Source organism: Micromonospora sp. NPDC048986 (genome assembly GCF_040649335.1).
Lineage (GTDB): Bacteria > Actinomycetota > Actinomycetes > Mycobacteriales > Micromonosporaceae > Micromonospora > Micromonospora alfalfae.
In genome coordinates this window covers 569,458-583,328 of the sequence record NZ_JBEZFJ010000002.1, presented here as the reverse complement: position 1 = coordinate 583,328, position 13,871 = coordinate 569,458, and the positions used below count along the sequence as shown (strand labels likewise).

Genomic DNA, 13,871 nt, shown 5'->3' with positions numbered 1-13,871 from the left:
CCGTGCTCAGCGGCTGTCGATCGCGGAGGCGATCTTGGCTGGGGTGTTCAGGGGCGCAAGCTGGTCCTCGCCCAGTCCGTAGCGTTGGGCGAGGTACGCGGGGTCCTGCCAGGTGATCAGCGAACCGGGCTGGCCGTCGTCTCGCACCATCATTCGCATCGGCAGGTCGATCGCGATCTCGGGGCGGGCCTGCATGAGCGGAGTGCCCGCCTGTGGGTTCCCGAAGATGATCACCTGGGTGTCGGGCATGCTCAGCCCGGCCCTGCCGGCGGCGGCCGCATGGTCGACCACCGCCACCACCGCGGCGCCTACGCGTTCCGCCTCAGCCCTCAGCGCGGAGATCGTCTCTCCGACACCCCGGGCGCTGCGCCTGGTCACCAATCCGTCGTTCACGACCGACCCCCGCTCACCGCGTCCCCGCGCGAATACCACTCATCCTCCCCACAAGCGAGACCGGTCCGGGGAGATTCGCCGTAAACGACGCCCGGCAGCGGATCGGGGTCCACAGGGCATCCGCCCAGCCCTGCGCGACAGCGGCGGTTGTGGGCACACCGCAGGTACCGGCTCGCCTAGACTCCGGCGGGTGATCGTGCGGAGGGCCAGCGGGGCAGACGTGGCGGTCCTCGCGGGGCTACGCGGCGTCGACGGGGGCAGGCTCAGCGCCTACACCGAGTGGGTGGCCGCCCACGCGGAGACGCACCTGCCGTTCGTCGCGGAGATGGACGGGCGAGTGGTGGGCGCCGCCTGGCTGCACGTCGCGCGGCGGGTGCCCAGTAACGACTCGCTGGACCGATGGTACGGCGACATCCAGTCGGTCGAGGTCCGCGAGGACTACCGCAACCGCGGCGTCGGCAGTGCGCTGATGGCCGCGATCCTGGCCGAGGCCCGGGTACGGGGGCTGCTGCACGTGACGGTCCACTCCAGCCGTCGCGCGGTCGACTTCTACCTGCGCAACGGCTTCAGACACGACCGCCAGATCCTGCTCTGGGAGCTGACCGCCTCCCGATCGGACCCGTCGACCGCTACCGCTTGAGATGGCGTCCGCTGGCGATGCGGTCCACGGCCTGCTTCGCCTCGAGCAGGCTCGTGCCAGTCTGCTCGCGGTAGGCGCGAACAGCCTCGATCGTCCGTCCGCTCTCCAGGTGGCGGATCACTTCTGGTTCCACGGGCACGGCGATGCCGAGGTGATCCATCACCAGATCGAGCTTCCGCTCGACGGCCGCAAGCCGGGTCGCCGAACCGCGCCTGTCCTGCAACCAGGCTCCGACTGCAAACCCGACCGAGCCGATCGTGGCGATGACGAGCAGTGTTGCTTCCCACGGATCCATCAGCACATCTAATCAGCGGTGCGCGACCGAGGCGCTCCGTGTGCCTGGGACATGCGCTCTCCTGCCGCCCGACGTGTCGTCGGAGGCCCCGATGCCGACGGGTCAGGCTTCGTCCCAGCGTTCGGCGTCGGCTCCCCACCCGGACGGCGCCGCCCGGCGTACGTCGTCGCGGCTCACCACCTGCAGGTCGGCCGCTCGGACCGTCACGACTGGCACATCGAAGGCGAACTCCACGTTCGACCCGTCCGCGAACGAGACCATCACGTGAGTGTCGGGACCTGCTGGGTGGTTGTCCATCCATTGCACGTGGACGACCTCCGCAGTCAGTGATCCGTTCGGACGCACCAACGCGGATCCCTCAAGGTCGCCCTGGGCGACATCCGGCTGGAGTAGTCCACGCCGCTCCGCTATCGGCTGCTCGCGCCGGTGGCGTCGTTCGTCGGTGTTCGCCATGAAGCGCATTCTTCAACGGGCCCTTGGCCGCTGTCGTGACAAGCTCGCCGGTGTGGTCGTCCAGCAGCAGGATGGTGGCGGTGTCGACCTTGAGTAGGTCCCGGACCCGTTCGAGCAACCCGGCGATGTTCAGCCCCGACAGGGCGGCATCGGTGATCGCCTCGATACGTCGCAGCCGTTCCTCGTTCGTCACCACCTTGGCATCGGCCAGCCAGGCAGCCTAGACCCGGGCACGCCGCCGACAGCGCGCCAGCAGCGAGATCAACGGTGTCGTGCCTCCGACGCGGATCCGCGGGTACCACCATCGGCGTCGCGGCACGCACCCGCGGCGCGCTTCGGTAACCGTCACCGGCACGGCCGGCGGGGGCCGTCGCCGCGAAGCTGCGCGGGAACGTGCGATTATCCGAAGATCCCGACCTGCCGTGGTTAATCTGAACCCAACGTGACCAGGTCGCGAAGCTACGACGATCCGCTCGCGATCTGGTGGGACCGGGCCGACGAGGTACGCGAGCCGGTCCCGGTCGGGCACTTCATCCCGCAGGAGGCCGCCGACGGAACCACCCGCCAGCTCCTGGACTTCCTGACGCAGAGCACTGACGCTGACACTGATCTCCATTTGGTCGGCGACGAGCTGTGTCTCCAAGGTCCTTACGGCCAGCCTGAGCCATGAACGTACCTGAGCTCAGGTCGTGCACCAGAGAGGGAGAGCAATGCCAATCACGCGTATCGCGATCCGCGCGGGCAAGCCCGGGACATACAAGAAGGCGCTCCTCGACCAAATCTACGAGGCCATGCGGGAGACCGTCAAGATCAAGGACGGCGACCGTTTCATGGCCATCACCGAGCACGACGAGAGCACTTTCGCCCACGGCGACTTTCTCGGTATCCAGCGGTCGGACGACCTGGTCCAGATCCAGATCTTCTGGACATCCGGGAAGTCCGCCGAGGCCAAGCTGGCGATGTACCGGGCGATCGTTGAGCGACTCGGCCGCGATCCGGGTGTGCGTCCCGAGGACGTGCTGATCGCGGTGGTCGAGACCGGCGCGGAGAACTGGTCCTTTGGTAACGGGGAAGCCCAACTCGCCAAATAGTCGCCGGTCCGGGTGCCACCGACCGTCTGGTGATGCGGGCGGACCCGGCGTGACGCCGAGCCCGCCCGTCTCAGGTGTTTCGGTTGTGCGGGGGGTCCGCGGCGATCATCGTGCGAGCGCGGCCAGCCGGAACTGCTGGTTGGTTTGTCCGTGGCAGTCGTAGAGCTGGATCTGGGCGCCGTTGGCGGTGCTCCAGGCGTCCAGGCATCGTCCGGACTGGACGTTGCTGATGGTGCCGTTGGAGTTGACGTTCCATTGTTGGTTGGTTTGGCTGTGGCAGCTGTAGATCTGCACTGCCGCGCCGTTGCCGGTGCCGGCCGCGTCGAGGCACATGGTGCCGTACACCTGTAGTTGTTTGTTGGAGGTGTAGGTCCAGGCCTGGTTGGTCTGCTTGTTGCAGCCGTAGAGCTGGACCCGGGTGCCGTTGGTACGTGAGGCGTTGGGTACGTCGATACACCTGCCGGACTGCGTGCCGACGATCTCGCTGGCCGAGCCCGGCGGGACGGTCGGTGGATCGGTGGGGGTGGGCGGATCGGTGGGGGTCGGTGGATCGGTGGGGGTCGGCGTGGAGGGCAGCAACGGGCAGGTGCTGCGGTAGGTGACCACGCCGCTGGAGTCCAGCAGTGGGCAGAGGAACTGGCTGTACCGGGCGTCGTTGTCGATGAACATCTTGACGAACGGCAGCATGGTCCGGACCATCACCGGGTTCGACCGTCCGACCATGAAGCCGTGATCCGCGCCGGCGACCTCCAGGTAGACGCTCTCCGTCGTGGCCGGAAGGCTGTTGTACAGGCCGGTGGCGTAGGACGGGGTGACCACCGTGTCCGCCTGCCCGGCGAAGATCATGGTGGGCACCCGGTCGTTGGCCAGGTTCGACGACGGCGAGTAGGGCGCGATGCCGACCACTGCCTTCAAGGACGGGCGTCGGGTGGCTGCGCTCAGCGCGCCACCGCCGCCCATCGAGTGACCGGCGACAGCCAACCGGTTGGGGTCGACCCGGTCGCGTACGGGGCTCTGCTGGGTGAGGTAGTCCAGTGCGGCGAGCAACTGGGTGCCTCGGGCCGTGTCGAAGTCGTTGCGGCTGTTGGTTTCGATGCCGATCACGACGAAGCCGTGGGAGGCCAGCCACGGTCCCATCCAGGCCAGTTCGGCGGAGAACAACGCCGTGTAACCCGGCGAGATCGCGATGGCCCCGAAGGTGCCCTGGCTGGTGTCGGTCGGGTAGTAGATTCGGCCGCCGTTGAAGCCGTATCCGGTCGGGACGCTGACCGACGTGTTCGCGAAGGGGCCGTTCACTGCGGTGACGCTCGTCCGGGTGGGGTCCGGGCCCCGCTGGTACGGGTTGTCGGCGGCCGACGCCGACCCGGTGGCCAGGCTGACGGTCAGCAGGCCGACCGCTGCGGCGATTCCGGCCGCAGCGAGTTTGAGCAGCCGGCCACGGATGCGGGGCGCCACGTGGTCGGCGGGGGTGTTCCCCGAGGGCGGGGGGTGGTGCGCGGGTCCTTGCACTGTCGGTACCTCCTGGTGGTGGAGCGGGGGGCGGGTGGGCTCGTCGTGTGCCGAGCCCACCCGCCCCCGGTGTCGTCCGATGGTCAGCGTTGCAGGGTCAGCAGACCCGGCCGGTACGGCAGGAGGCCGTAGTCGCCGCCGGAGCTGGGGGAACGACCCTGGTAGAGCAGTTGCAGGTTGCAGGCGTTGACGGTCATCGTCTGGTCCGCGTTGGTGCGCAGCAGCTCACCGTGGCTGATGTCGTTGGTCCAGGTCGCGCCGCTGTTGGCCTTGCCCGCGAACGGGTTGCTCTCGCTGGTGGCCTGCGGCGTCCACGAACCACCCAGACTGGTGGCCGTGAACGAGCGGAAGTAACGCCCGTTCGCGCCGATCGCTTCGACGATCATGAGGTACTTGTTCAGGCCCTGGAGCTTGTAGACCTGAACGGCCTCGAAGAGGTTGTTGGTCGAGTCGGTCATGATCGTCGTGTAGTTGGAGCCGAAGCTGCCCGGGAAGTTCCCGATCGGCATGCTCGCCCGGTAGATCCGACCGTTGTCGCCGGCGAAGAACAGGTACATGTTCTGGTCATCGCCGATGATCGCCTGGTCGATCGGGCCGGTCGAGGAGTTGGAGATGCTGCCGGTGAACAGCGTCTGGGCCGAGGACCACCCGTTCGGGTTGGTCGGGTCGCTGGAGGTCCGGTACGAGAACGCCGTGCCGCCCCACTGGTAGGCCAGCACCCAGATGTTGCGCGGCGCGAAGTAGAACAGCGACGGCGCGACGGTCGCCGAGTTCATCGCGTTCTGGCTGGCCGAGCCCATCTGCGAGTAGTTGCTGAAGAGACCGAAGTTCATCGAGCCCCACGTGGTGCCGGTGTCGTGCGTGGTGGCGTAGACGAGCTGCTGGCCGTTGTACGGGGCGACGGTGAAGTCCTTCAGCGACACCCACCCCGACCTCGGCTGCGCCAGCGCGCCGGTCGACGACCAGCGGTACGACGAGGGAAGGTCACACGTGTCGCCGGTCGGCGGGGGCGTGGTGGGCGTCGGCGTGGGCGTCTGGGTGCCGCCGCCCGAGGTGGCGAGCCGGAACTGCTGGTTGGTTTGTCCGTGGCAGTCGTAGAGCTGGATCTGGGCGCCGTTGGCGGTGCTCCAGGCGTCCAGGCATCGTCCGGACTGGACGTTGCTGATGGTGCCGTTGGAGTTGACGTTCCACTGTTGGTTGGTCTGGCTGTGGCAGCTGTAGATCTGCACTGCCGCGCCGTTGCCGGTGCCGGCCGCGTCGAGGCACATGCTGCCGTACACCTGTAGTTGTTTGTTGGAGGTGTAGGTCCAGGCCTGGTTGGTCTGCTTGTTGCAGTCGTAGAGCTGGACCCGGGTGCCGTTGGTGGTCGAGGCGTTGGGTACGTCGATGCACCTGCCAGATTGGGCGCCGACGATCTCACTGGCGGAGCCCGGCGGGACGGTGGGAGTCGGCCCCGGCGTGGTGGGCGTGGGAGTGGTCCCGGGGCCCGCGCTGTTCAGCGCTTCGAGGGTGGCCGTGTAGGCGGCCTTCTTGTTGCCGTTGCAGTCGAAGAGCAGCGGAGTACCGCTGGAGCGCCACGAGTCGCAGTCGCGCACACCCCACACGGTGAGCCCGTTGCAGCGAGCCACGGCAAGGCAGTCGTTGACCACGCTGCGGTAGGTGTTGGCCTGCGTTGTGCCGGAGCCCTCGATGTCCAGCTCGGTGATCTGCACGTCCACCCCGAGGGCGGCGAAGCTGGACAGCGTCGTGCGGTAGTTGCTGTTGTAGGGCGAGTTGGCGTTGAAGTGCGACTGGAACCCGACGCAGTCGATCGGCACGCCACGGGACTTGAAGTCGCGCACCATGTTGTACACGGCCTGGGTCTTGGCCCAGGTCCAGTTGTCGGTGTTGTAGTCGTTGTAGCAGAGCTTCGCGCCCGGGTCCGCCGTGTCGGCGGCGCGGAACGCCGCCTCGATCCAGTCGTTGCCGGTGCGCTGCAGGTTCGAGTTACGACGGGCGCCGCTGTTGCCGTCCTCGAACGCCTCGTTCACCACGTCCCACGAGTAGATCTTGCCCTTGTAGTAGCCCGCGACCCGGTTGATGTGGTTGAGCATCGCGTTGCGGAGCGCGGTGCCCTCCATGCTCTGCATCCAGCCCGGCTGCTGCGAGTACCAGGCCAGGGTGTGCCCCCGGACCTTCCAACCCCGGGAGATGGCGTGGTTCACGATCCGGTCCGCGTTGCCGAAGGTGAAGTTGTTCTGCTGCGGCTCGGTCGCGTCGATCTTCATTTCGTTTTCGGGAGTGACAGCGTTGAACTCGCGGTTCAGGATCGTCGTGTAGGCGCTGTCGCCAAGCTTGTTCGCGGCGACGGCGGCACCGAAGTACCTGCCGGACTGGGCCGCGGCGGCACCGAGGGTCGTCTCGGCGGCCTGGGCCAGATTGGGCAGCAGCGACACGATCAGGGCCAGAATTATCGCGGCCATTCCGGAAAGAGTGAGTGTTCGTAGTCGGGTGCGCCCGAGGGGACGGGTCCGGGAAACCATGCTGATCCTCCAGTGGTGGGGTAGGGAATTCCTGTCGCTGTTCCATTGGCAGGCCCCGCTCGGATGGCGGCGGACGCGATGGTGAGCGCGCCCGAGCGAGGGCGGGACTCAGGTCAGGCGTCCGCCCGGATGCGAGTCGGCTCGGGGCTACCTGGCCAGCGGATATAGGGTGGTGACAGGCAGGCCCGGTCGCCCGTGGGGGAGTGGTTGCGGGCGCTGGGCTCGTTCGGTGGTGGACGTGGTCACCTGGCAGGTGGGTGGGCCCGACGGTTGCGTGGAGCGCCTCCAGTGCTAACGGATCTTGTTAACGTTCACACTTGTCGATGGCTCTCAGGCTGGCAGAAAATTCCAGAGTTTTCAACCGGTAGTTTCGGGCCTGTTACGGATGAGGGCGGACGGGTTGGAGCCTTGCCGCACCGTGGCTGGTCGACACGCGCTACGCGGTGGTGCCTGGCATCGCGCCGTTGCCTGGGCGGACGGCGCTGTGGGACTGGCGGAAGGCGCTGCTCCAGGCGGTCGCCGGCCTGGTGCTGTTCCGTGGCGCGTAACGCCCGGAACATGTCGCGTACGCGGCGTTGAGCGCGAGTCGACGAGACGCCGGATCTACGGCTGCGTGTCGGCCTCAGGGGTGAGCTGCCGCATCAGCACCGCGAACCCTTGCCCCGACTCCACGAAACCCAGTTTCCGGTACAGCGCCAGAGCGGGGTGGTTGCTGTCGGTGACCTTGAGTCGTAGGTGTCTGACGCCGGCTGAGCGCGCCCGGTGCAGGACCCGCGAGATCATCGCCGTGGCCACGCCACTGCGGCGCCAGGATGCTCGGGTGCCCAGACAGTGCAGAAGCGCCGTCGGCGTGCCAGTGCTGCCGTCGGCGAGCGCGAAGAGGAAGCCAACCACCGGGTTGTCGCTTCGGCCGGCCTCGGCGAGCACCAGGCAGGAGAGGTCGGGCAGGAACCGCGGATGTCCGGTCGCGTGCTGCGGCCAGGTGCGCTGGTCTGGTCGAACCGCCGTCGGACTGTCGGCGTAGGCCTCATTGTGGGCCAGCCGAGCCAGTTCGTCGTAGCGCTCGTCGACAGGCGTCAGCACCAGACCGGGCGGCAGCGCGGGAGCCGGGGGCTCGTCAGGCACCGCCAGGACGAGGTCCCGTTCGTGCCGGGCCAGCGCGAAGCCGCCACGGATCAGCAGCTCGCGGCCAGCCCGATCGTTCTCGGCGGACCGGATGCCGAGGACGGCCTGTGCCGATCCTCTGTCGTCCCGCAACCGCTTCGCCTGGTCGATGAGCCAGTGGTGCAGCTCTGCGCGGACGTCGTCCGCGATGTCGGGATGAAACACGTTGGTCAGGCGAATGCGGAGCACGTCATCCGCTGTTCCCATGTCGGCGACCTCACCGTATGCGACGACGCTGCCGGTCTCATCGCGGCCAACTCGGGTGCGCCCGGCACTGTCCGGCCCGAGAGTGGCCAGTCGATTCCGGACGTCCTCAGCGCACTGCTCCATGCCGACGGGGGCGACCGCCTCGGCGTGCTGAAAGAGTGCCGCGAGCGCTGCTGCCTCGGCTGGTGTGGCGCGACTCCAACCTGCGATCCTCATCGATGGTCATGCTAATGGAACTGGCTCGACGAAGGGGGACCCCTGCACCCTAACCTCCTAGGATGCTCTACGCGTTGTGCCGCAACCGATTCGGACACACCCGTGCGACAGGTGCCGAGCGCCGGCCAGCAGCTTCCGCTGCCTCGACCGGCTGGTCCTGGCCGGGGCGACCCGGCTGCGTCCCCTGGAGGATTCAGAGATGGATCAGTACAGCGTGGTAATGCAGGAACGAGTTCTGCCTGAACCGAGCGGCATGAGAGGACCGTGGCCGGGCTCGACCGAGAGGAACGCCAGGCGGCTCCGGTAATTCAGCGGCGCAGTGCCTGGACCGGCTCGATTCCCGCCGCACGCCACGCCGGATACAGGCCGGCGAGCAGCCCGATCAAGCCCCCGATGATCGGACCTGCGAACACGGTCCACGACGGGAGCACCGCCGTCCAACGGTTCGTCACCGCCACCACGAGGACAACGGACACCGCGGCGGCGGTGCCAAGGAGTCCGCCGAGCAGTCCCAGCGTCGTGGATTCGGTCAGAAACTGCGCTGCGACGTGACCCCGCCGCGCGCCGACCGAGCGTCTCAGGCCGATCTCGGGGGTCCGCTCCAGCACGGACACGAGTGTTGAGTTGGCGATACCGACAGCACCGATCAACAGCGACACCAGCGCGAGGAGCAGGAGGAGTTGATCCAGGTCGCCGGAGACCTCACGCCGCAGCAGTTCGGGATCAGCCGGCGCGTCAACCTTGAACCGCGTGGGTGCGTCCGGCCGCAGTGCGATCGGCGCCTGGGAGGCGATGAGCCCGGCGGCACCGACACGGGTCTCGATAATCATCTTCGCCCTCGCCTCGACCGGTGGACCGTAGAGCTGTAGGGCGGTCGACGTGGGGATGATGACCGACAGCAGCATCTCCGATTCGCGGGCCATGCTCTCGATGACGCCCACTACCGTGTAGGGCGACCCGTTCACGAACACTGCGGGCTGCGTGTCGAGTCGCCGGATACCGAGGCGGTCTGCCGCGAGTCTGCCCAGCACGGCCACCCGCTCTTTCCTGGACTGGTGAAAAGAGTCGTACAGTCGCCCCGACTGGAGTCCCGGCCGCATCGCCGCCAACGCGGACGGCTCGGCCGCGTACAGCGGAAGTCCCGAACCCGGGTTCGTGCCGTCGTCCAGCTGACCGGGATGAGAGGATATCGACGGGTCGCGCAGCGGCGCCGTCCACCACACTCCGGCATGTACGACCCCGTTCAGCGCACTGACCCGTGCGGTTGCGTCCTCCCGGAACGAGATCTCCGTGTCCAACGGATCGCCGGTGCCCACGTCGCGAACCGTGACCTCGGTCGCGGCGAGCATGTCGAACCGCTGGCTGACATGACCCCCCGCAGTCGCGGTCAGGCCGAGCACCGCAATGAACCCACCCAGTCCCAGGACGGTACCGAGCATCGTGAGGAACGACCGTCCCGGGCGCTGGAGGATGCCGGCCAGAGCCTCCGTCATCAGGTCGTTCAACGACAGCGTCGACGGTCGATTGAGCTGGTCTTCGGGCGCGGCGGCAGAGCCGCCGGTCGACGAACCCTTCCGACGACGACGAAAGGCTCCGCTAGGACGGATCAAGGCTGCCGTCCTTGAGCCGCAGTACACGCTGGGCACCGGCCGCGACAGCCAGGTCGTGAGTGATCATCAGGATCGTCATGCCCTCCTGGTTGAGCGCGTCAAGGAGGGCGAGGATCCGGGCGGCGTTCTCGGTGTCCAGGTTCCCGGTCGGCTCGTCGCAGAGCAGCAGGCGGGGCCGGGCGATCAGGGCACGAGCGATCGCCACGCGTTGCCGCTCACCGCCGGACAGCGTCGTCGGCAACGCGTCTCGACGGTGAGCGAGCCCAACCTGGGCCAGCGCGAACTCCGCCGCTTCCAGCCGATCCGACCGGGTGACACCGAGGTAGAGCTGCCCGATGGCGACATTCTCCACCGCGGTCCGGTACGGCAGCAGATGGAATTCCTGGAACACGAAACCGATGGCGCGTCCACGCAGGCTCGTACGGGTGGACTCCTTCAGCGAACCGACGTCCAGACCATCCAGCTCGTACCTGCCGGCGGTGGGCCGATCGAGCAGGCCGACGATGTTCAGGAAAGTCGACTTGCCGGAGCCGGACGGTCCGACGATTGCCACATATTCCCCGGCCGACACCCGGACGCTACAAGCGCGCAGGGCATGCACGACCGGCGGTCCGGAGTGCGACCTGGCGACGTCCTCGAAGAGGACGACGGGTGGCACGGCAAGGTTCATCGCCCGACGACCACTTCATCTCCCGGGCCGAGTTGCCCCGCCGTGGCGGTGACCTCGACGAAACCATCCGCCGACATCCCGGGGCGCACCTCGACGATGATCTGGCCGCCGGTCGAATCCACCTTGCTCACCACCGTCCGTCCATCGGTTCCTGTCGAAACTGCGGCCAGCGGCACCACCTCAACCGCACCGGGGCTCTGTGCCGCCGTCACCTCCACGCGCACGTCAGTGCCGGCCCAGGACGTGGGCAGGGCGCTACTCGGGCTGATCGTGAGCGGAGCGTAGGGCGCCGCGGTCCCGGTGCCCTCGGGCGAGCCAACGCCCACCCGCTCCGAATCCGTCTGTACGGGGGCCACGCCCTCGACGGTGCCCGCCATCTCGCTGCCGAACGCCTCCGCGACGATCTGGGCCGTCATGCCCTTCGTGACGGTCTCCGCCTGATCCGGCCTGAGCTTCGCGACCACTCCGAGGGCACCGGTGGACAGCGAGATCAGTGGTTCTTTGACCAGCCCGCCGACCGTTGCCGACGACTTGGCCACCAGCGCGGGAAAGCGGGGAAGAAAGACCACCTCCCCCATCGGGACGACGGCGCCCGTGCGCGCCGCCAAATCGGCGTATGTGCGCTCGGCTTTGTCGAGGGACCTCTGTAGGTACTTCAGCTGCGTCGGTAGCGACTCCGCCCCGGCCCGCTCCTGGACCAATCCTCCGTCGAGCTGCGACTTCAGCAGGTCCACCTGGCGGCGAGCCTGCTCGACGGCCTCCTGTGCGTTGTCCAGCGCCGCCCGGTCCGTGGCACCGCCGACCCCGTCGGTCATGGGCGCGTTGTACCCGAGGTCGTCGTAGAAGCGAAGAACCGCTGCCTTGGTCGAGGACGCGTACGTGCCAGCGGCGTCGCCGCCGTGATAGTGGCCGAGCCCCCGCAACGCCTGCTGAAGCTGGCTGACATCCTGCCCCTTCATGCCCGGCTTGAGATCTCGGTAGGGCGGTATCTGTCCCTTCAGGGCGATCAGGGGCCTACCCGACACCTCTAACAACACGTCGCCGGGTGAGACTGACTTGCCGACCTTCGCACGTACCGATGTGACGATCTGTTTCGTGGCACCGTCGACGCCGATGACCGGCGTCACGTCGAGTGTCGTGGCGGCAGCAACTGTTCCACGTACCACCACTGTCTGCTTCAATATGCGTTCCTGAACTGGCGCGGTAATCACCGAAGCGACCGGGGCACGCGACTCCGAAGCGAGCTGTTCTGGCGATTTGATTATCGTGGACGCTGCCAATCCGGCGAGCGAGAGAACGGCGCACGCCACGGATGCGCGGACCACCAGCCGTTGCCTGCGCGCCATTGGCGAAGAAACGCCACCGCCCTCGACCCCGCGATCGGCGACGGCCTTGGCAGACCACGGAAGGCGCATCCGATTCCCTAGCTCTCGCGACACAGTGAATTGCCGAAGCCCGGCTGGACGCCCACCCTTTTGGGGCGCGAAAACATCATGCGACGCCGTCCGATGACGGTCAACCACACCGCCGGAGGCAGCCGCGCCAGCGTTCTGAAAGCATGGCACATACGGGCTCGCCGCGGCGGCCCCCGCGACCGGTTCCCGTCGGTATCGGATCGGGAGACCGGACCACGAGTAACGGTAGGGGCATCATTCGCCAACCTGCTCGCCATCGCTGGAGCGAACGTTGCACGGAGGCCCGGCGGTGGCTTTCCGTGAGAGCTGGGGCGGCCAAAAATTCATCTTCCGGACATCCTGGATCACCGCCTGTAATCGATCGCGGAGAATGCAACGTCTCCACGGGACCGGATGGTAACGCTTGGATAACGAACCGGCGCGCGGCGGGCGTGGTGATTGTCCGAGCGCCTAGCGTATCGATGGTATTCGAAGCAGCTGCGCAGGCAGTCGCAGCCGAAAACGGGGGATCCATGCTATCGAAATCCAGGTCAACGACCGACCCTCCCGACGGCTGGGCGAGGGGGCACCGACCCGTGTCGCCGACCGTCGCCGTCTCTCGCGCCGGCGAGAGGGCCCTCGTCACCGTCTAGCCGTCGGCAATGGCAACGCCAGTCAGCCCCGCCCGGCCCCGTCGGCGCGTACCACCGGCCTTCGGTGGCGACCTCGGGTCGGCAGGGCAACGAGCCGGGTGCAGGACTCCGTCGCGGAGCTGAGGCGTCGGTAACGCCGCGAGGTATTCGCGGATGTGACGCTGAGTGGCTGGCTGAGCAGCGGCTGTGCGCCGTCTCCATTCCGCTCGTTCAGGCGTGCCATGCGTTCTCCAGGGATTGACCGTGCGGCGCCCGGCCCTGCGTCATCGCCGATTCGGCGGTGCGCGTGGATGCCCGTTGTGCCGACCCGGCCCTGCTGATCGCGGCTGGGTTCCGGCCCCGCCGCAACGGATCGTCCGACCTTGCGTGGACGACTCGCGCCCGTCGAAGACAGCGTCGACGAGAAGTGCGCGCAGGGATCACCTCGGACATTCGCCGACGAGACAACCGTTGCGAGGAGACGCGCATCGCGACGCCGACCGATGTTGTTCCCGAACCATTTCACGGGATACGGAGGGAGGTGTGGGAGGCACGGTCGCGCCCTCTTTGGCCAGTCGCCGTGCCAGCAGTCCGTCACGACCGCAGGAAGTCGGACAACCGCCCGCAGAAGCGAAGCCCAGCATTAGGAGTAACCATGAATGGTCGACGCACGATGTCAATGCTGCTCACTATGGTTGGCGTGGCCACCACCGCGGTCGCGCTCACGGCGACTCCAGCCCAAGCCAGCGGTTCGACCTGCACCAGGGCCGCGTACGGGGACCTCTGTGCCTTCTACCGCATCAATTATGGTGGCTCGCGGACCGGCTTCTGGGAGTGCGGGAACGCGGATTATCTCAACCCGTGGGTGGGCTTCCAGAGTGCTGGTGACGGCCAATACAACGCCGTCGGCAACAACGCCGGGTCCTTCCGCAATGATGACCTGGCCACCGGCTTTCGAGTGTACGAGCATGCCAACTGGACGGGTCGATCCGATCATTGGGCCCCCGGCGCGGGCAGCGGAAACTCGAATTTCGTGACCCGCAACAACAACCGGTCCCACCTCTGCGACTGATTC

The 13,871-nt window shown here is 67.4% G+C and carries 14 protein-coding genes; 4 read left to right on the top strand and 10 right to left on the bottom strand.

Annotated elements, in window-relative coordinates; genetic code table 11:
• Positions 1–6 precede the first annotated feature (6 nt).
• Entirely contained in the window at positions 7–300 is a 294-nt protein-coding gene (locus tag AB0B94_RS07705; protein WP_357269800.1) for a DUF302 domain-containing protein, read from the bottom strand.
• 283 nt (positions 301–583) lie between these two features.
• On the opposite strand from AB0B94_RS07705, the gene AB0B94_RS07700 reads away from it, so the two are divergent.
• The gene (locus tag AB0B94_RS07700; RefSeq protein WP_357269797.1) at positions 584–1,033 is read left to right on the top strand and encodes a GNAT family N-acetyltransferase; all 450 of its coding nucleotides are present in this window, start codon (positions 584–586) and stop codon (positions 1,031–1,033) included.
• Here the strand turns inward: AB0B94_RS07700 and AB0B94_RS07695 are convergent.
• From AB0B94_RS07695 to AB0B94_RS07685, 3 genes are all read right to left on the bottom strand, one after another.
• Complete coding sequence (locus AB0B94_RS07695; RefSeq protein WP_357269794.1) at positions 1,023–1,328, bottom strand: hypothetical protein; 306 nt, start codon at positions 1,326–1,328, stop codon at positions 1,023–1,025. The genes AB0B94_RS07700 and AB0B94_RS07695 overlap by 11 nt on opposite strands.
• A gap of 102 nt (positions 1,329–1,430) precedes the next feature.
• On the bottom strand, positions 1,431–1,589 hold the full coding sequence (locus AB0B94_RS07690) for a hypothetical protein (RefSeq protein WP_357269791.1): 159 nt from the start codon (positions 1,587–1,589) through the stop codon (positions 1,431–1,433).
• Between the two features lie 97 nt (positions 1,590–1,686).
• A complete protein-coding gene (locus tag AB0B94_RS07685) occupies positions 1,687–1,974 on the bottom strand; it encodes a hypothetical protein (protein WP_357269788.1) in 288 nt (95 codons plus the stop codon).
• 249 nt (positions 1,975–2,223) lie between these two features.
• Between AB0B94_RS07685 and AB0B94_RS07680 the strand changes: the two genes are divergently transcribed.
• On the top strand, positions 2,224–2,451 hold the full coding sequence (locus AB0B94_RS07680; RefSeq protein ID WP_357269785.1) for a hypothetical protein: 228 nt from the start codon (positions 2,224–2,226) through the stop codon (positions 2,449–2,451).
• Between the two features lie 40 nt (positions 2,452–2,491).
• A complete protein-coding gene (locus AB0B94_RS07675; protein WP_357269782.1) occupies positions 2,492–2,872 on the top strand; it encodes a tautomerase family protein in 381 nt (126 codons plus the stop codon).
• Between the two features lie 105 nt (positions 2,873–2,977).
• On the opposite strand, the gene AB0B94_RS07670 is transcribed toward AB0B94_RS07675, so the two are convergent.
• From AB0B94_RS07670 to AB0B94_RS07645, 6 genes are all read right to left on the bottom strand, one after another.
• Positions 2,978–4,381 (bottom strand): ricin-type beta-trefoil lectin domain protein, encoded by a 1,404-nt coding sequence (locus AB0B94_RS07670; protein ID WP_357269779.1) that lies wholly within the window; start codon positions 4,379–4,381, stop codon positions 2,978–2,980.
• Positions 4,382–4,464: 83 nt separating this feature from the next.
• Positions 4,465–6,843, bottom strand: a complete 2,379-nt coding sequence (locus AB0B94_RS07665) for a non-reducing end alpha-L-arabinofuranosidase family hydrolase (RefSeq protein ID WP_357269776.1) — start codon at positions 6,841–6,843, stop codon at positions 4,465–4,467.
• 663 nt (positions 6,844–7,506) lie between these two features.
• Positions 7,507–8,490, bottom strand: coding sequence for a GNAT family N-acetyltransferase (locus tag AB0B94_RS07660; protein WP_357269773.1), 984 nt, complete (start codon positions 8,488–8,490; stop codon positions 7,507–7,509).
• Positions 8,491–8,798: 308 nt separating this feature from the next.
• Positions 8,799–10,100 (bottom strand): ABC transporter permease, encoded by a 1,302-nt coding sequence (locus tag AB0B94_RS07655; protein WP_357269770.1) that lies wholly within the window; start codon positions 10,098–10,100, stop codon positions 8,799–8,801.
• The gene (locus AB0B94_RS07650; RefSeq protein WP_357269767.1) at positions 10,087–10,770 is read right to left on the bottom strand and encodes an ABC transporter ATP-binding protein; all 684 of its coding nucleotides are present in this window, start codon (positions 10,768–10,770) and stop codon (positions 10,087–10,089) included. Before AB0B94_RS07650 ends, AB0B94_RS07655 begins: the two co-directional genes overlap by 14 nt.
• Positions 10,767–12,185, bottom strand: a complete 1,419-nt coding sequence (locus AB0B94_RS07645; protein ID WP_357269764.1) for a peptidoglycan-binding protein — start codon at positions 12,183–12,185, stop codon at positions 10,767–10,769. The genes AB0B94_RS07650 and AB0B94_RS07645 overlap by 4 nt, the downstream gene beginning before the upstream one ends.
• A 1,311-nt stretch (positions 12,186–13,496) precedes the next feature.
• Here AB0B94_RS07645 and AB0B94_RS07640 point away from each other — a divergent pair.
• Entirely contained in the window at positions 13,497–13,868 is a 372-nt protein-coding gene (locus tag AB0B94_RS07640) for a hypothetical protein (RefSeq protein ID WP_357269761.1), read from the top strand.
• The last annotated feature ends 3 nt before the right edge of the window (positions 13,869–13,871 follow it).

What these genes read in the sequence shown, in the direction of transcription:
- AB0B94_RS07690 (WP_357269791.1), bottom strand. Translation starts at nt 1,589, where the DNA reads ATGGTCTCGTTCGCGGACGGGTCGAACGTGGAGTTCGCCTTCGATGTG.
- AB0B94_RS07695 (WP_357269794.1), bottom strand. Translation starts at nt 1,328, where the DNA reads ATGGATCCGTGGGAAGCAACACTGCTCGTCATCGCCACGATCGGCTCG.
- AB0B94_RS07650 (WP_357269767.1), bottom strand. Translation starts at nt 10,770, where the DNA reads ATGAACCTTGCCGTGCCACCCGTCGTCCTCTTCGAGGACGTCGCCAGG.
- AB0B94_RS07660 (WP_357269773.1), bottom strand. Translation starts at nt 8,490, where the DNA reads ATGAGGATCGCAGGTTGGAGTCGCGCCACACCAGCCGAGGCAGCAGCG.
- AB0B94_RS07665 (WP_357269776.1), bottom strand. Translation starts at nt 6,843, where the DNA reads ATGGCCGCGATAATTCTGGCCCTGATCGTGTCGCTGCTGCCCAATCTG.
- AB0B94_RS07675 (WP_357269782.1), top strand. Translation starts at nt 2,492, where the DNA reads ATGCCAATCACGCGTATCGCGATCCGCGCGGGCAAGCCCGGGACATAC.
- AB0B94_RS07645 (WP_357269764.1), bottom strand. Translation starts at nt 12,185, where the DNA reads ATGCGCCTTCCGTGGTCTGCCAAGGCCGTCGCCGATCGCGGGGTCGAG.